Here is a 17,150-nt window from a genome sequence, read left to right on the forward strand (position 1 = left end):
CCTGCGCACTGTTTCTAAAAGGATGAGTGAAGCGCCTTATTTCTCAAATAGTGATCCATTAAGACCAAAGCCATCATGGCTTCAGCTATAGGAACAGCCCTGATTCCCACACAAGGATCATGCCGTCCCTTGGTTACGACAGTTACCTCTTCCCCTGAAACATTAACTGTCTTTCCCGGAGTTGTGATACTTGATGTGGGCTTTAATGCAATACTCACTTCTATATTTTGCCCGGTAGAAATACCACCCAAAATTCCGCCGGCATTATTGCTTAGAAACCCATCCCGGGACATTTGATCACGATGTATGGAACCTAACTGGTTCACCGCCGCAAATCCTGCTCCAATTTCAACCCCTTTAACCGCATTGATTGACATCATAGCATAAGCCAGGGTGGCATCCAGTTTATCGAATACAGGATCACCCAATCCCAAGGGGACATTCTTTGCAATCACTTTAACCCGCGCACCCACAGAGTCGCCTTGGCGTCTTAAATGGTCAATAGCATCCGCAAGATCCTGAACTTGCGTGGTGTTAGGACAAAAGAAAGGGTTATTATTAATTTGTGACTCATCTATAAAGTCTAAAACCAAATCACCCATTTGCTGCAAATATCCTACAATTTCCAAATTTAAATGCCGCTGTAAATACAAGCGTGCGATAGCACCTGCTGCCACTCGTGCTGCAGTCTCCCGTGCCGATGAACGCCCACCGCCTCGATAATCCCTGTGCCCGTATTTATGATGATAAGTAAAATCCGCATGGCCTGGACGGAACAAATTCTTAATTTCTTCATAGTCGCGAGATCGCTGATCGGTATTCTGAATCAACAAGGCAATGGGTGCACCGGTAGTTTTACCTTCAAACACGCCTGAAAGAATGTGTATTTTATCCTCTTCCCTGCGCTGTGTTGTGTATTTGGATTGCCCCGGCTTTCGTTTATCCAAAAAGGGTTGAATATCCTCTTCCCGCAGCATAAATCCCGGAGGACAGCCATCAACTACACATCCAATAGCCGGGCCATGGCTTTCACCAAAAGTAGTTACCGTAAATAAAGTTCCAAACGTATTACCGGACATTAAAGTACTCGTTTAGCTGTTGCTTCGTTAATAAAAATACACCTTGCCCGCCATGACTCATTTCAAGCCAGGTAAAAGGCACATGCGGAAATGCCTCGCATAAAGCCTCTTCACTATTTCCTACTTCTACAATCAGGATACCTTCTTCATTTAAATAGTCATGGGCCTCATGAAGAATCGTTTCAACAATCGCTAATCCATTATTACTGGTTTCCAAAGCCAAAACAGGCTCATGACGAAATTCATCAGGCAAAGTTTGCATCTCTTCCTTACCCACATAAGGAGGATTACTGACAATTAAATCATAGCCTACCTTCGGCACTTTGGAAAAACAATCGGATTCAATTAAAGTAAGTTGATCTTCAACACCTAACTGCTCTCGATTAATCGCAGCAACAGCGAGGGCTTCGCTGGAAATATCCACCGCATCGACCTGCGCCTCTGGAAAGGCATAACAACAAGCTATGGCGATACACCCACTGCCCGTACATAAATCCAAAATACGATGCACTTTATCGGCATCGATCCAGGGAGAAAATTCATTTTTAATCAGTTCTGCTATAGGAGAGCGAGGGATAAGGACCCGTTCATCCACATAAAATGGAATATCACAAAAATAAGCTTCTTTGATTAAGTAAGGCACCGGGACTCGTTGGTTAATCCGCTTTTCCAATTGTTGGTACAAATATTTTTTTTCACTTGTAGTTAAACGTGCATTAAGCCAATTCGATTCCAAATCATAGGGCAAAGACAAGCTTCGCAGAATTAATGAATGCATATCATCCCAGGCATTATCGGTGCCATGGCCGTAATATAAATTGGCATCAATGGCGCAAGACACACTAAAGCGTAAAAAATCCAAAATCGTGACTAACTCTTCCGTTTCCTTAAGTATATAATTGCTCATGGGACTTCAATTCTCATTCAGAAAAAGTACAAATTGTACCCTATGTTAATCAACAAAAGTAGCCTCGGCAAAGCAAACAACAATCGCCTTCCCCTCAATTGCATGCAAAAGATGTAAGCAGCAGCGCAACCTGGGTTATACTTCAATTATCACGTAATCATTTTTAGTTAACTATGGCTGATGATTTTTTGTCTGACGAAGATAAAGCCTTGTTCCGCGAATTCATGCGCTCGGTAAAACCATTGGAAGAACAATCAAAAAGGGTAAAAGTATCCAAACCCAAGCCTCCCATTCGGCCTAAAAAAACTATCCGCCAGGAAGTACAGGAAAAAAAAGAGTATTACTTATCCGATATGATTGTGGATACAGTCCTTTCTGAAACAATCCTTTCCTATGCCCATCCCAGTCTTTCCAGCCAACGGTTTAAGGCATTAAGAAATGGAACTATTCCCTGGGAAGCGCGGCTGGATTTACATGGCTTAAAAAGTGAAAGTGCCCGTGATACCTTGTGCCAATTTATTCAAGGCCAGGCAGAAAACAACAAAAGATGTATCCTTATTATACATGGTAAAGGCGGTTACCAGGGGGCGCCCCCAGTGATCAAAAATTTATTAAATCGCTGGTTACCTCAGTTTGCAGAGGTTTTGGCATTCCACAGTGCCTTGCCCAGGGATGGAGGAAATGGCGCCGTTTACGTGCTGCTGAAAAGAAACAGGTAAGTGCGCCCAAGATGTGGGCGGGTATAAAGCACATGGAAACCAGTTTTGCTGTTCCTTTACTTGCGTTCATGGCTTATTCTGAGGATAATTCGCTTCATTAGTAAAATATCAAGAGAGAATATGGAACACTTAGGTCAATTTATCATAAACCATTGGCAATTATGGCTTGCCTTTATCGTTATTTTATTACTCACATTCATCAACGAGCTAATCACCCAAAAAAAGAAAGCAAAGGAAATCACCCCTCAAGTTGCTGTCGATTTAATCAATAATGAAAATGCGGTGGTCGTCGACTTGCGTGACAAAGAAGCTTTTACTCAAGGGCATATTATTGATTCAATCCATGCCAAGAGCGAAGAGTTTGAGCAAAAGAAAATGGATAAATATAAGAATAAACCCATTATTTTGGTTGCTACCCGAGCTATCGATGCTCAGACCCTTGCCAGTAAAATCCGGGGTCAAGGTTATCAGCCTCATGTACTTGGCGGTGGGATTGCTGCATGGCAAAACGCTGATTTGCCCCTGGTAAAAGGAAAATAAACCGATGGCTGAAATAATTATATACAGTACCACTTATTGTCCCTACTGTATTCGCGCCAAAGAGCTATTGCAACAAAAGAATGTTTCATTTACAGAAATTCGTATTGATGTACAACCCGAATTACGCGCTGAAATGATAGCAAAAAGCGGCAGACGTACCGTACCGCAAATTTTTATTAATGGCCAACATATTGGTGGCTGCGATGATTTATATGCCCTGGAAGACCAGGGAAGACTTGATCAATTACTAAGAGGATAGCAATATCATGAGCGAACAAGCAAACCAGACGCAACAAAATCAAAATGAAACGCAATTCATGATCCAAAGGATTTATGTTAAAGATTTATCTTTTGAAACTCCTAATACACCAGCTGTATTCCAACAACAGTGGGAACCCGAGCTGAATCTTGAAATTAATACCAGCAACACCAAACTTGAAGAAGGTGTTTATGAAGTGGTTTTAACGGTGACTACGACAGTAAACAACAAGCAAACTACTGCATTTCTTGTTGAAGTGAAACAAGCGGGTATTTTCACCATCCAAGGCGCTCCAGAAAATCAACTGGATCATTTATTGAATAGTTTCTGCCCCAATATTCTGTTCCCTTATGCCCGCGAAGCGATTACCTCGCAAGTAATTCGTGGCAGTTTCCCACAACTTGTATTGGCTCCTATTAATTTTGATGCTCTGTACATGCAACAACTTGCAGAGAAGCAAAAACAAGAGCAAGCCTAAACCTCTAAGTTAAGGTTGTTGGCGCGACAGACAATAAATTTCTGTTCCCCTCACCCTGGCCTTTCCCCTTCTCCATGGAAAGGTCCGGGAGGCACGAGGCGATAACCTAAAGACAAAACGGTTCATTTCCTCTTTTTGGAAAGAAAAAACGTGCAGTTTATTAACACCCGTACCTGCTCAATTGACAATTTATGTCTGAAGACATTAACTTAATCATGGAGCGTTACTTCCGCTTCCATATAATTATTTTTAAACTCTTGTAAGAACCTAAATGAATCAAAAGACCATAGCTATATTAGGTGCCGGATCCTGGGGCACTGCAGTTGCAATTCACCTGGCCAAGGTAGGGCATCGTGTGTTGTTGTGGGGGCATGATCCACAGCATATTGCACTCATGCGGGAAAAAAAAACAAACCCTCATTACCTGCCTGATATAACTTTTCCTGATACGTTGGAACCCTTGGCAGATTTTGATCAATGCCTCAGGGAAGCCCATTACGTGATTATCGCTGTTCCTTCTCACGCCTTTGCGGAGATTATTGCAAAAATTAAAAAGCCACCCCACGGTTTAGCCTGGTTGACTAAAGGTGTGGATCCACAAAGCCACCAGCTATTGAGTGATTTGGTAAGTAAAACTTTTGGTTCCTCTTTTCCTCAAGCGATTATTTCGGGTCCATCCTTTGCCAAAGAAGTAGCCCGCTTTTTACCTACTGCAGTAACTTTAGCTTCAAATAACCTGGAATATCAAAAAAGCATCCGTGCGCTGCTCCATCACCATAATCTTCGTGTCTATATGACCGATGATTTAATTGGAGTTCAGATTTGCGGGGCCATTAAAAATGTCCTGGCTATTGGTTGCGGGATCAGTGATGGTTTAGGGTATGGCGCTAATGCCAAAGCTGCCTTAATAACGCGTGGCTTGGCAGAAATGGAACGTCTGGGTCTGGCTCTGGGAGCACGAGCAGAAACCTTTCTGGGCTTGGCAGGGGTCGGCGATTTAGTACTAACCTGCACCGATGATCAGTCGCGAAACCGGCGCTTTGGTCTCCTATTAGGGAAAAATATCAGTATTCCGGACGCGGAAAAACAAATTGGCCAAGTTGTGGAAGGAAAATACAATGCTTCCCAGGTTTGCTTCCTCGCCCATCAATATCAGGTGGAAATGCCCATATGTGAGCAAATTAATGCGCTGTTACAAGGGAAAATTAGTCCAAAACAGGTGGTGCAAAATTTAATGAGCCGCCCGCCCCGTGAAGAATAACTATACCCGGGTTAAATAGCTTAACCCGGGTATAGTAGTGATTGACAATTCAATTCAGCTTTGTTTTCACCAAGCGCTGGTCTCGTCTGAGATGGATTTTAGGATTTAACATCCACCAGCTCAATATCTCCCTCTGCCAGACGCTCACCTAAAAATATCTCGCCTACGATCTGGAATCGTTTAATGGAGTCGGTGACCAGATAATTTACTTTACGCTTGATGGAAGGTGATTCATTCAGTAAATCCTGCTTTTGCAGCAACTGATACAATGCCTGCGAAGTTGCATGCGCCGAGTCGACTACAGTAACCCCTTGAGGCAGCAAACTGCTCAACAAAGGTTTAAATACTGGAAAATGGGTACATCCCAAGAGCACAGTATCTTCATTGGTAAACCCATCCAGGTAATGTTTTAACGCCTCACGTGCTACCTGATTATTCACCATCCCTTCTTCTGCCAGGGCAACCAAAACACTGCACGCTCGGGTATTGATTATGGCTTGGGGCAAGTGCTGGATAATAAGCTGTTGGTATGCATTTGATGCAATCGTTGTTTCAGTAGCTAAAACAATAATACGTTTGTTTTCTGTTGCTGCAACTGCTGCTGCAGCTCCCGGGGCAACTACCCCAAGCACCGGCATATCAGGCAGCATTTCCTGCAAGTAGGGCAACGCGGCAGTAGTTGCAGTATTACAGGCTATCACTAAAGCCTTAATCTGCCGCTCTACCAGCAATTTTGCCATTTGCATGGCATATTGTTTTACCGTATCCGGGCTTTTTGTTCCGTAGGGAAGCCGGGCGGTATCCCCTAGATAAATAAACGATTCTTGCGGCAATCCTTCTCGCAATGCACGCAAAACCGTCAGGCCGCCCATCCCTGAGTCAAAAACACCAATCGCCAGTTGGTTTGAATTCAATTGCCTCCCCCTTATTTTTAGTCGTTACCCCCACTGCCGCCAAGAACTACCCTCGGCCCTTGTACTTTTACATCCTGTTCCACTTTGGTAGCAATATCATGACTTCTGCCTTCACTCAGTTTATCTCTAAAAAGTGTCGTGGCCGCTTTAACGCTTTTATCAGCTTCATTTCTTTTCTTGGGATCAACCAGCGCTTTAAACTCTTCTACTTTTTCATCCACAATCCCTTTGGCGGAACCTTTGAACACGGTGGTATAAGCAGAGTTACTGGTATATCCTTTCCAATTTCTCTCCGCATCAGGCCTCCAGGGGGAATTACCCCTGATTTCTATTTTATCCCGGGAGAATTTGGGGTGATGTTCACCTAAAACACATACGGCCGTCCATAAATAGCGTAACTCTTTATCTTTCTGGGGTCCGCCATTTACTCCTTTTAACCGAATCGGGCTTTTACCATCCCAGTCTTTGAGCAATGCTTTTGCCGCATCCATCATTTGCCCTGCCAATTCGCTGCTTTCATCAAATCCTTTAACGATACTCACCTTGACAGGTCTGGAAGGTGTTTCTTTTCCTGATAATACGGAACGAGGCTCCCCTTCAGGATGATAATCAACAATAAATCGTCCGGTAAATTCTTTAGGGCCTCTTCCGGGAATATCTTTTGTATGAGTGGTATCGACACAAAGCACTTGACCTTTTTGCGGGATATCCTGAACTTTAAAGTTGATTGAATTCTCATCAATGTTGGTAGAGATACCCGTCATATTATCATCGGGGACACGCTGCCTTTTTTGATGCGTGGCGGTTTTTAACTCAGTTTTATCAATTACAGAGTAACTATTAGTGGTATTGTCTTTGGATTCTGCAATAACGGTTGCCTGGCGGCTTACAATTTTATCGATTTGTGCTATTGTGCCGTCTTTGCCATTTATTTGCTTTTGTACCTCTTCATAAAATGCTAGCTGGGTTTCAATTTGTTTTATTTCTTCATCTAATTTGTCACTCAGTTTTTTTACTTCTTTTGCTACCTCATCACTCAATCCTTGGGTAGTTTTTGGAACTTTATCCCGATAGACTTTAAGCTCTCTCTGTGCAGCCGCTAAATGCTCAAGAATCGTATCACATTGTTTTGACAACTCTTGATAATTCTGCTTTATTTCGGTGGCTTTATTTTTTGCTTTCACCTCATTGGCACCGCTAAATAAGCCAGGCAGTGAAGCTAGGTCTGTTGCAAGGTTTTTAAGATGTCCTTTATGTTTTTCAATGGAGGGACGGGCTTTTTCTATTCTCGCTACATCTTCATTGATATCTTTTATAACTCTTTGCTTTTGAGTATCGGAACCAGATAACATTGTCTCAATTCTTTTGCCTTTTAATTCACTAAATACCTCTGGGGTAAACTCTCTACTCAATGCATTTTTGAGGTTCCTCTTTTCTGTATCATTATTTGCATCTGCTTCTGGAATCAGTTTATCAAGAAAAGCATGCGCAGTGGCGCTTTTGGCAAATGTATGTTCATAGATTTTTTGAACATTATCCTTAGAATTCATGTCAACAGATGCATTATTTATGCTTACAGCAGTTTTTCCGGCTACCCTTAAGAGTATCTGTACAAACCGCTCCTGGGTTGCGGACAATCCTCCAGCCGCAAGTACGGTAAATAAATCTCTATTCTTATTATGTGCATCTTTAATATTATCTTTTATTTTTGCCTTAGCTGGAGCGGCATCGAACGCAGTTGCATGTTCATTGGTAAATCCAAAAGCTTTATAAAAATCAGCATTGGTATTGGCAGCACCAATACACACTGTACTAATATCATCAACAACCGTTTTTAAATTATTAACAAGAGCCAGATCTAAATCTTTATGAGTTAAAAGCTTGGCATTGATTTGATTAATCATTCCCTCATCAGGAACAATACGAGGATTTGAAAACCCCGCCAAAACCTTGGCTATTTCAGGATTATGAATTTTTTTAAACAAAGCTGCTTTTTGATTTTCATTGGCCAAATCCGTAAGAACAAGCGAACGCCCCTGAGCATCTTGACCTCCCAAATGGAATTTGAGCTCTTCAACAGTTTTTGCACTAATCAGTATTTCATGCTTATTATCTTTTAATAGTTCTTCTTGTTTTGCATTCGGTAACTCTTTAAATACTTCAATTAATTCCTGATGCGCTGCTGCACCTAGCCGAGATTTTTCTACTGCTGCTGTAAAATCTTGCTCGCGCTTCTCACGTGCTTTGAGCTCCAACTGTTCACGGAGAGCTTTTCTAATTTCGGGCAGATCTTCTTTTTTAAGAAAATCAAATGCATTGGGATCTCCAACCTTACCCGCCATCAATGTTTTGAATTTCTCTAAATTACCGGCAGCCTCGTGCAGCTTTTCCATATCAAGCTGAGTACTCGTTGTACTTAATTTATTAATTATGTTTTTGGTTAGCGCGATTTTAATGGTAGTTGCATTATCATCAGTTAAAGCCCTCTTAGTAATAGCCTTGTCCTCGGCATCTGTAACTAGTTGATCTAAACTATTATTTAGTGTGGATTTATTTGCTGCTTTTAATGCAGCGATTAAGTCTCCATCATTAATATCTACATCAACAGATAATATCTGGGCTTTTAGATAGTGTTCACTTAATTTTTGTTGATATACCTTTCCAAGTTCGTCTTTTTTCCCATCTTCCAAATCTTTTATTCTGTCCCTGTAGGCGTTCTGGGGAGTTTCTTCTAAATTATCAACCAATTCATCCAGAAAATCTTTTGAATCAGCTTCTTTAAGAAAATCTTTCGTTGCTAATACTTCTGCGCCAGTAGCTTTACTTATAAATTTCTGAAATTGACCCTCAAACTCAGTAATGGCTTTTTGATCAAGCAACGCTTCGCTGCGTTTAACGGCTTCAGCAACAACTTCATCTTTCAGTTGAAAATCCAAGGCATCAAGAATGTCATCTACTGTTTTTCCTGGGGGAAGCGTAATTCCTCCTGCATTAACAAGCGCTTTCGCCGCTGTTTTAAATTCTCCGATATTTGTTGCCTTGACTAAGTCATCAAATAATTTGGGATTTTTTAATGCAGGTTTGTCTACTGCCATTAGCTGGATTAATAACTGGTTTGCTGCTTCTGTTCTAATCTTGGCTAATGCGGTTTGAGTCAGGAGATTGTCATTGGTGGCATCCCATCCCCGCATGGTGCTGAAGTTAAGTCCTAAAGAATTTTGCTTTGTTTCCAAGTACTGCCTGAGTACCGTTCCGTTATTATTGAAATCAGTAGTTACAAGGCCTATTAAAACGTCCTGAGGAGCACCTGCCAATGCAAACTTGACCCGCTGTTCCGCAGCTGCTTGTTGCATGCTTTTAAAAGTATGGGTCGGGTCGGTTAATTCTATATAATTTTGTCCATACAAATTACCTCTTTTATACAGTCCGGCAAGCGAGTTATTGATTTTCGCCCAAAAAACATTCTGAGGAACCACGGCATCCTCAAAAGTTTGAAGGCTTGCATCAGCTGACAATATTGCATCTAGTGCAGGATCCCTTTCATTCGCAGCAGCAGCTCTTAACTTTGTGGTATCCTGTAACGCACTTAAAAACTCTTTATTTTTAGGCATAATCAAACACTCCGCAAACCAATCATTATGTATTCATTTTAAACTTATTTTATTAAAATAACCTTAAATTTTTTTACTTAAGTACATCTTGCTTGAATAAAGACTATAAGATGGACTAACGTTATAACATTATTATAGCAAGACTAGGGATTAAATGGTGAAAATTATAATAACTGGACTATTATTTGCATCATTAAGCGCTGTTCATGCGCAGGGGTGTGTCATTGGTGAAATCCCTTCCCAACCCCGTTACGTCTGCTTTGACGGCAGGACCTTGCAGCTTGCAGAAGACGGGCATTACCGCTGGAACGCGAAAAGGGGGTGTTTTGTCAGTGCGGTACCCTGTTGTGCCTATAATGCGACCCATTATGCCTTTTATCCCAACCCCGCGAAAATTGGCGCCGCCTATGCCCGCTGCCGCCATGATTACCCGTTCCATTTAGGGGAAATGCAAACGCATTAACAAAATCAGGAATAGGCAGGGCGGCTTTAGACTGGCATTTAATGCTAATGAGCTTATCTAAAAATTATCAATACAGCCAGATATTGAAGACCCAGGGAGGATAGGGTTCATTTATCCCGAGTTATGCGATGAAAAAGTTTTTCTGGCTAATGCATCATCTCCAGAAATTTCGGGGCGTTCATCACGAGAAAAAAATGAGAATGAATTAGGGTCTACCACTTTATTCTCTGCAAGAGTTTGGTTAATCAGTGTATTTATTTCCCACTGGGTTGAAGTCCAACCATATAAACCCCGTAACTGGCGAATTACCCATAACCGGCTGCGTAGCTGGCGTATGTATTTCAAATCTGCCGCTTCTTCTGCGGAAGAATTGCCATTTATTTCATTCTTTAACTGCTCTAGTTTGTCTGTAAAGCCTGCGCATCCTGTATTCACCTGGATAAACTGTTTAATGCATTCCACAGCCAAATTCTTTTTAAATTTCAGCCCAAACCGGTAGTCTTCGCCTAGATTTCTCAAGATTTCTTTAAACGATTCATAACTCATATTTTTTTGGATCTTTTCTAGATAAGGGTTTAAAAAAACATAAGATTGAAGAGTATTCCAGAACGCAGCATGATTATATTTTTCGGGACGTTGCGCCCCATTATCCAATAAATGCCGGGCTATCAACATTCCATTTTCTTGTGGGTTATTCTCATCTACTCGCCCAGACTGAATTTGTTCCAAAGCAATATCCAAAGGGGTTTTACCTGCTTTGTTGGGTACATTGATGAATTGCTCGAACATACTTAGAGTTTCATCATAACGATATTCGCCGAGCTTGATTGCGGTATGCAAAGGAGTGTCTTCCGGATCAAAGTGCAGGTGTGTCTCACATAAATTCTGATAGACTCCTATTGTCGTCTGGATTTGCTGCAGAAGCTTCTCTTTTGGAGAATGCGGGGGAAGGATTTCTTCAACTAGAGCCTGAATTTGTTTCTGATCGAGTTGATTAATATAATTACGAAATTCTGGAATCGAAAATAATGCTGCCCGTAACCGTGCAAGCCTGGCTATCGTGGCTTGAGTCATTAAGGCAACCTGTGCCCGCTCCGAGGCCCTCTTCATATCCGCACAATCCTGCAAAACCTCCTGAATAAGCTCATTGGGGATGAGTACATGCTTCAAAAAGGATTTCCATTTTGCCCTGATAAACTTGGGATTATCACCCAATTGGGCAAAAGCATTTATCTCCGTATAACTATGATATTCCTTGTTATCCAAAGGATGGGAGATATAACCGAATTTTGTAGGCCAATAAGAATTGCCTGAATGAGACAGGCGGGAAAGCGACTTGAGATCCTCTTTGGTAATATCGAAAGCATGGGGACCGTGGAATAAATGAAAAAACCTGCGGGTCTGGAACCCCATGATACTGTCTACGAACATTAAATCATGATCGATTTTGAAAAATACCGCATGAGGTTTGCCTTCTCGCTCCACTAAATAAAAACCATAATTGCCCTTATGTAAATCATCCTCTTCCAGGGTATAGGAGGTCGCAAGGATACTTGCCAGTGACTCATAATCAATAGATAACTTCTCAAGTGCCTCTGCTTCAATCAGGCTTGCAAAAAAACCTTGCGGAAGTTTATCCAGAAAATAAATAGGAATTTGGGTTGGGTGGTCCGTTTTTTTAGGGGTACAGTCACACCCCTCATCGAGTTTATCCAAAGTATAAAAATTATGCTCCAAACCTTCCCTGTGGGCGATAACATAACAAAGGTGCTGGACTGCCAACCCCAGGACATTATGATTACTGTCAACCACCAAATTATTGGGCGAAGTGAGATCGGGGGCCAAAAACAGGCGAGCCAATTGACCAAACATCACTTCAAATCGAGAAAACTCAGGCCGCCCATATTTATTTTTTTTATAAATAATTTTGTAGGAAGAAGCTTTTTGATTGGCAGGAGTGTATATCGCATTCAGATAGGTTACATGCCCCGTAACGCGTGAAACGGGGCCCTTTTTTATGTCTTTGATATGGAAAAAAGCTGCCATAAATCACATTGAAATCAGATTGCACCAAATCTTAACATGGAGCATAGAAAAATCAATTGCCTTCAATGGTTAAACTATCATCTTGTGAATCAAAATCACCAGCGCTGTTCAAGCGGATTTGTAACCCTACATTATTTTTTGAATCAGCATATTTTATTGCATTTTCCTTAGAAATAGCTCCGCTTCGATACAATTTTAACAGTGCCTGATCGAAAGTCTGCATCCCTTGTTCAGTGCTGCGTTCCATAGCATCCTTAATGTCATCTATTTTTCCCTTTTCGATCAAATCTGCTATGTAGGGGGTATTTAATAATAACTCTACCGCTGCCATACGTTGATTGTTTACCCCAGGGACAAGACGCATTGAAATAATAGCCCTAAGATTAAGCGAAAGATCCATTAAGACCTGTTTTCTGGCGTCCTCAGGGAAAAAATTAATGATGCGATCCATAGCCTGGTTCGCATTATTGGAATGCAATGTGGAGATGCACAAATGACCTGTTTCAGCATAGGCAATAGCTTGCTTCATCGCATTACGTTCCCTGATCTCACCGATTAAAATTACATCCGGGGCTTCCCGCATTGCATTCACCAGTGCATTTTCATAACTCATTGTATCGATGCCTACTTCCCGTTGATCCACTATGGATTTTTTATGCTGATGGATAAACTCTATGGGATCTTCAATAGTTAGAATATGTCCGCTTTGATTTTCATTACGATAGTCAATCATTGCTGCCAGGGTAGTGGATTTACCCGAACCGGTAGCCCCTACCACTAAAATCAGCCCGCGCAGCTCTAGGACAATTGTTTTTAAAATAAGGGGTAAATTTAATTGTTCAATTGAAGGGATTTTATTCTTGATGTAGCGTACTACCATAGAGATATCCCCTCGTTGGCGAAATAAATTAATTCTGAAACGTCCAACCTGGGGAATGGAAAGTCCCATATTCAGTTCCATAGTGGCTTCAAATTCTTTACGCTGATCATCGTTCATCAGAGATAAAGCAATTTCAGCCATTTGTTGTGATTTGAGGGGTACCTGGCCTACGGGGGCAATAACTCCTTCAATTTTAATATTAGGTGGGGCACCCACGCTAAAAAATAAATCTGAAGCACCACGATCGACCATTAATTTAAAAAAAGGTGTTATATCCATTGATCACCCTCCAATAGTCTTGAGCGGGGCTTGTAGCCCGGTTCACTTCAATGATCCGGCTACAAAGCATCGATACAATTAATCTATTACCAAATCATGTATTCTTCGATTTTCCAATTCACTCTGGCATCTATTTAAAAAAGCTGCTTTGGCACTTTTTGCAGCGTCACTAAATACGGGCATTAATTCAACTACTTCATTTAATTGAATTAAAAAATTGGTACACTCTTCTTTAGTATATTCCATAGACTTCTTTTTTGGGGGAAGAATTTCTTTTTTCGAATTTTTTTCTTCTGAACTTTTCTCCACCAATTCATGGTCAAGTTCATAAGTCAGAGCCATCATTTCCTGGAAATACTGCGTATTATAAGAAGCCATAGCCAACCGCTCGGCCCCATCATGTTTTCCTGGGGTTGCATGCCAACGTTCTGCCGCCTCGATAAACTTCTTCATATTTTCAGGGTTTAAAAACTGGGAATATCGCACCACCCCCACGGGGAACTGTTTACCCAAATGGTTCCTTACTTCTACCCCTTTTTCTTTTAAATAGTCCAGAAACTCTTTTTCAAAACGTACAATCCCTTTTGTTTCGGGGTGAGTAACCACATCCAGGGCAATAATACGCTCATCCAAAGAACCAGTACTGGTTGGGGACAATCCCCCATTGGTGCCTTTTAAATATCGAACGTAAACTGCATAGGTTATCGGATACTCTCCTCGCCTTGCGGCTTTATTTACCTGGGTTTCTATTTGCTGCAAGATTTCTTCCAGATTCTCTCCTGCCTGGTCGTCTTTTACAGGTATGAAATAATCCACATCACGCAAAATTTTGGGAAAAGCAACCTGTGGATGAGTAATATGGTTTTCGAAATCAACGATAGGCTTTGTACCCCGTCCTTCAATGGATTCGGCCGCAGCAATTAACATGAATTCCGGTAATAAATGCCTAAATTCTGAATGAACCAGAAAATTCATCAAATCGGCTCCTAACCTTAACTCCAACTCTTGGACAAAAGAACTAAGCGTTGGTGCATACGTCGCTTTGCTTGATTGGGTAGGTTTTTCGGTAGTGAAATTCCACATACGCACTTGCCATTGGTGAATTTTTTCACTCACTTCTGAATCGGCAGAACTCGGCATTCCCATAATACTTACATACTGATTATTCTTTAATATGTCCCCCAGTTTTCCTTTCATTTCTCCAGTATTGTGAAACACCTCCACTGTCTCACGTAAATTAAAAGCCTTCACCGCACGGATTTTGATACTAAGGACAATCCCTAAAAAGCCACTGCTGGCTGCACACAAGGTTTGAAAATCAGGGTGATCAGCAGTCAGTTCTCGTATAGTTCCATCCAAATCACAAACTTTGATTGATTCAACCAGGCCACTGATTGCAGGTTCATCGCGACCTGTTCCATGACCGCCTGGGATGAACAACCCGACAAGGCTTGCCCAGCACAGCATGCTAATAGTGGATGAGGATAAATTATTTTTGCGCAGGAATTCGGCATATTCAGCGACTTGCATTCCTGCACTGACTTCAACCAGGGTCGCTGGAAGTTGATGGATGGGATTATCAGGATTAATCCATGCAGGTTTTGTATGGACAGGCCCAAGTACTTTTGCCTTGTGAAATTTTTTTTTAAAACGGATGATGATGTCTGTACCTTCACTTTGGGGCGCTGCCCTGCCGCCGACTACCTCCGAAAAAGAAAAGCTGCCCTTTCCATATTCATCCTCCTGGGTTTTGTTCCAGGGAAATAAGCAACATCCCATACTTTTACTGTTTTTCCATCCTGCACTCGCCCTTAAAGTAATTTTATTTTTCGGGGTTCGATTTTCATTCAGCCTCTTTACTTCCCTCATAACTAACTGGACTTGTTCTTCATTCTCTACATCAACAACCAAAGCTGCGGGATTTTTCACGTTCCCCATATAATTCGACCATCCTTGGCTGTAAGATATTTTATTGCGTTTGAGCATATCCACAAAAGAAACTTTTAGCATGGCAGGAAAAGTCATCATTACTCCTATTGTTGAGTGGGTTTCAATTCGATAAAAGACCTTGTCTTTGACTCTTAAAACGTTACAACAATACTGCTTTTGGTCCCTTGACCAGATGCAACTCGGACTCAGGTTTTCTAAAGGAGGTATCAAATTGCGGCATTATCCGGGTTTGGCCTCGCCCACCCGGAATTCGGTTAAGATCTTACATTTTATCCAAAACTTCATGTAAGTATTTTACAGGTTCAATTATCATGGAAGAATTCTGTTGCTTTGGGGCATTTGCAAAGGGCACTATAGCCCGTTTAAATCCGTGCTTTGCAGCTTCTTTCAAGCGCTCCTGCCCACTTTGTACTGGTCTGATTTCACCAGCAAGACCCACTTCACCAAAAATAATAGTTTCCCTGTCAAAAATCCGATTACGCAAGCTGGATACAACCGCAGCTAACAATGCAAGATCTGAGCCAGTTTCTGTCACTTTTACCCCACCCACTACATTGATGAAAATATCCTGATCATAGGTAGCAATTCCCCCATGTCGATGTAAGACAGCAAGTAAAATTGCCAAACGATTGGATTCAAGCCCCACAGTGACGCGTTTTGATTGTTGTCCATGGGCTTCATCAACCAAAGCTTGTACTTCAACCAGCATAGGGCGCGATCCTTCCCAGGTCACCATGACTGCGCTCCCGGAAGTAGGTTCTGGTTGACGCGATAAGAAAATTGCAGAGGGATTTGCTACTTCTTTCAGCCCTTTGTCAGTCATTGCAAATACACCTAACTCATTAACGGCACCAAAACGGTTCTTAATGGCACGAATTACTCTGAAACGGCTATCGCTTTGTCCTTCAAAATATAAAACACTATCCACCATATGTTCTAAAACCCGGGGTCCTGCCAACGCTCCCTCTTTGGTGACATGCCCCACCAAAAATACTGCCGTTTGGGTCAATTTGGCAAACCGAACCAATTGAGCGGCGGATTCCCGAACCTGGCTTACCCCGCCTGGAGCAGAACTGATGTTCTCGGTAAAAATTGTTTGGATGGAATCAATAACAATTACCTTGGGATTCTCCTTTTGTGCTTGCGCAATAATGGATTCAACCTGAGTCTCGGCTAATAACCTTAATCCTGCCAAAGGCAACCCCAGTCGTTTCGCTCTCATGGCGACCTGCTGCAAGGATTCTTCGCCGGTAACGTACAAAACCGCTTCCTGCATGGAAAGATTTGCCAAGGTTTGCAATAACAAAGTAGATTTGCCGATGCCTGGGTCTCCTCCAATGAGGACCACAGAACCATAAACCAATCCCCCGCCAAGGACTCTGTTCAGTTCAGACAAACCGCAATCCATCCGTACTTCATTATTCATGACTACATCTTCTACAGCGGTAATTACAGAACGTTGATTTACCCAGGATGCGCTTCGCGCATTTCGATTCACCGGCAAACCTTCTTCTGCAATTGAATTCCACGCGCTACAATGGGTGCATTGTCCTGCCCATTGTTTAAAAACTGCGCCACACTGACTGCAAACAAATTGAGTTTTTGTTTTCATGCTTATTCCAAAAATTGAAACGAAATCAATATACACGATTTATTCTATCGAAGCTTTATAATACGAAGCATGCTAGAGTACCAACGGTCTGTGGCTAATTTCTCCATTTATTCAACTGAAGCTTTACCTTTCAACAAAGGCTTCACCAAATT

The 17,150-nt window shown here is 41.8% G+C and carries 14 protein-coding genes; 6 read left to right on the top strand and 8 right to left on the bottom strand.

The genetic code is table 11. The annotated features are described in order from the left end of the window. Nucleotides 1-14: 14 nt before the first annotated feature. Together aroC and prmB are read right to left on the bottom strand one after the other, a co-directional pair. Nucleotides 15-1,079, bottom strand: a complete 1,065-nt coding sequence (gene aroC, locus KYQ_RS09445) for a chorismate synthase (RefSeq protein WP_010652725.1) — start codon at nt 1,077-1,079, stop codon at nt 15-17. Then, nucleotides 1,069-1,986, bottom strand: a complete 918-nt coding sequence (prmB, locus tag KYQ_RS09450) for a 50S ribosomal protein L3 N(5)-glutamine methyltransferase (protein WP_010652724.1) — start codon at nt 1,984-1,986, stop codon at nt 1,069-1,071. Before prmB ends, aroC begins: the two co-directional genes overlap by 11 nt. A 173-nt stretch (nt 1,987-2,159) precedes the next feature. On the opposite strand from prmB, the gene KYQ_RS09455 reads away from it, so the two are divergent. The 5 genes from KYQ_RS09455 to KYQ_RS09475 all read left to right on the top strand — a co-directional run bounded on the left by KYQ_RS09455 (nt 2,160) and on the right by KYQ_RS09475 (nt 5,243). After that, nucleotides 2,160-2,705, top strand: a complete 546-nt coding sequence (locus tag KYQ_RS09455; RefSeq protein WP_010652723.1) for a Smr/MutS family protein — start codon at nt 2,160-2,162, stop codon at nt 2,703-2,705. Between the two features lie 120 nt (nt 2,706-2,825). After that, the gene (locus KYQ_RS09460) at nt 2,826-3,245 is read left to right on the top strand and encodes a rhodanese-like domain-containing protein (RefSeq protein ID WP_010652722.1); all 420 of its coding nucleotides are present in this window, start codon (nt 2,826-2,828) and stop codon (nt 3,243-3,245) included. Nucleotides 3,246-3,249: 4 nt separating this feature from the next. Next, nucleotides 3,250-3,504 (top strand): glutaredoxin 3, encoded by a 255-nt coding sequence (gene grxC / locus KYQ_RS09465; RefSeq protein ID WP_010652721.1) that lies wholly within the window; start codon nt 3,250-3,252, stop codon nt 3,502-3,504. Nucleotides 3,505-3,511: 7 nt separating this feature from the next. After that, nucleotides 3,512-3,982: a protein-export chaperone SecB gene (gene secB, locus KYQ_RS09470; RefSeq protein ID WP_010652720.1), complete on the top strand. Its 471-nt coding sequence runs from the start codon at nt 3,512-3,514 to the stop codon at nt 3,980-3,982. A gap of 271 nt (nt 3,983-4,253) precedes the next feature. Then, nucleotides 4,254-5,243, top strand: coding sequence for an NAD(P)H-dependent glycerol-3-phosphate dehydrogenase (locus KYQ_RS09475; RefSeq protein WP_010652719.1), 990 nt, complete (start codon nt 4,254-4,256; stop codon nt 5,241-5,243). Between the two features lie 98 nt (nt 5,244-5,341). Here KYQ_RS09475 and murI read toward each other — a convergent pair whose 3' ends face one another. Together murI and KYQ_RS09485 are read right to left on the bottom strand one after the other, a co-directional pair. Continuing rightward, entirely contained in the window at nt 5,342-6,157 is an 816-nt protein-coding gene (gene murI / locus KYQ_RS09480) for a glutamate racemase (RefSeq protein ID WP_010652718.1), read from the bottom strand. Between the two features lie 17 nt (nt 6,158-6,174). Next, entirely contained in the window at nt 6,175-9,768 is a 3,594-nt protein-coding gene (locus KYQ_RS09485; protein ID WP_019349925.1) for a hypothetical protein, read from the bottom strand. Nucleotides 9,769-9,922: 154 nt separating this feature from the next. Here KYQ_RS09485 and KYQ_RS09490 point away from each other — a divergent pair, with 154 nt between their 5' ends. Then, a complete protein-coding gene (locus KYQ_RS09490; RefSeq protein WP_010652716.1) occupies nt 9,923-10,231 on the top strand; it encodes a hypothetical protein in 309 nt (102 codons plus the stop codon). 111 nt (nt 10,232-10,342) lie between these two features. On the opposite strand, the gene ankK is transcribed toward KYQ_RS09490, so the two are convergent. The 4 genes from ankK to radA form a co-directional block, all read right to left on the bottom strand. Further along, nucleotides 10,343-12,277, bottom strand: coding sequence for a Dot/Icm T4SS effector AnkK/LegA5 (gene ankK, locus KYQ_RS09495; protein WP_019349926.1), 1,935 nt, complete (start codon nt 12,275-12,277; stop codon nt 10,343-10,345). A gap of 52 nt (nt 12,278-12,329) precedes the next feature. After that, nucleotides 12,330-13,436 carry a PilT/PilU family type 4a pilus ATPase gene (locus KYQ_RS09500; RefSeq protein ID WP_019349927.1) on the bottom strand — a complete coding sequence of 369 codons (1,107 nt, stop codon included), beginning with the start codon at nt 13,434-13,436 and terminating at the stop codon, nt 12,330-12,332. A 78-nt stretch (nt 13,437-13,514) separates the two neighbouring features. Next, nucleotides 13,515-15,461, bottom strand: coding sequence for an FAD-binding oxidoreductase (locus KYQ_RS09505; RefSeq protein WP_010652713.1), 1,947 nt, complete (start codon nt 15,459-15,461; stop codon nt 13,515-13,517). 187 nt (nt 15,462-15,648) lie between these two features. Then, nucleotides 15,649-16,998: a DNA repair protein RadA gene (gene radA / locus KYQ_RS09510; protein WP_010652712.1), complete on the bottom strand. Its 1,350-nt coding sequence runs from the start codon at nt 16,996-16,998 to the stop codon at nt 15,649-15,651. Between the last annotated feature and the right edge of the window lie 152 nt (nt 16,999-17,150).

Source organism: Fluoribacter dumoffii NY 23, assembly GCF_000236165.1.
GTDB lineage: Bacteria > Pseudomonadota > Gammaproteobacteria > Legionellales > Legionellaceae > Legionella > Legionella dumoffii.

What these genes read in the sequence shown, in the direction of transcription:
- aroC (WP_010652725.1), bottom strand. Translation starts at nt 1,079, where the DNA reads ATGTCCGGTAATACGTTTGGAACTTTATTTACGGTAACTACTTTTGGT.
- prmB (WP_010652724.1), bottom strand. Translation starts at nt 1,986, where the DNA reads ATGAGCAATTATATACTTAAGGAAACGGAAGAGTTAGTCACGATTTTG.
- KYQ_RS09455 (WP_010652723.1), top strand. Translation starts at nt 2,160, where the DNA reads ATGGCTGATGATTTTTTGTCTGACGAAGATAAAGCCTTGTTCCGCGAA.
- KYQ_RS09460 (WP_010652722.1), top strand. Translation starts at nt 2,826, where the DNA reads ATGGAACACTTAGGTCAATTTATCATAAACCATTGGCAATTATGGCTT.
- grxC (WP_010652721.1), top strand. Translation starts at nt 3,250, where the DNA reads ATGGCTGAAATAATTATATACAGTACCACTTATTGTCCCTACTGTATT.
- secB (WP_010652720.1), top strand. Translation starts at nt 3,512, where the DNA reads ATGAGCGAACAAGCAAACCAGACGCAACAAAATCAAAATGAAACGCAA.
- KYQ_RS09475 (WP_010652719.1), top strand. Translation starts at nt 4,254, where the DNA reads ATGAATCAAAAGACCATAGCTATATTAGGTGCCGGATCCTGGGGCACT.
- KYQ_RS09485 (WP_019349925.1), bottom strand. Translation starts at nt 9,768, where the DNA reads ATGCCTAAAAATAAAGAGTTTTTAAGTGCGTTACAGGATACCACAAAG.
- KYQ_RS09490 (WP_010652716.1), top strand. Translation starts at nt 9,923, where the DNA reads ATGGTGAAAATTATAATAACTGGACTATTATTTGCATCATTAAGCGCT.
- ankK (WP_019349926.1), bottom strand. Translation starts at nt 12,277, where the DNA reads ATGGCAGCTTTTTTCCATATCAAAGACATAAAAAAGGGCCCCGTTTCA.
- KYQ_RS09500 (WP_019349927.1), bottom strand. Translation starts at nt 13,436, where the DNA reads ATGGATATAACACCTTTTTTTAAATTAATGGTCGATCGTGGTGCTTCA.
- KYQ_RS09505 (WP_010652713.1), bottom strand. Translation starts at nt 15,461, where the DNA reads ATGACTTTTCCTGCCATGCTAAAAGTTTCTTTTGTGGATATGCTCAAA.
- radA (WP_010652712.1), bottom strand. Translation starts at nt 16,998, where the DNA reads ATGAAAACAAAAACTCAATTTGTTTGCAGTCAGTGTGGCGCAGTTTTT.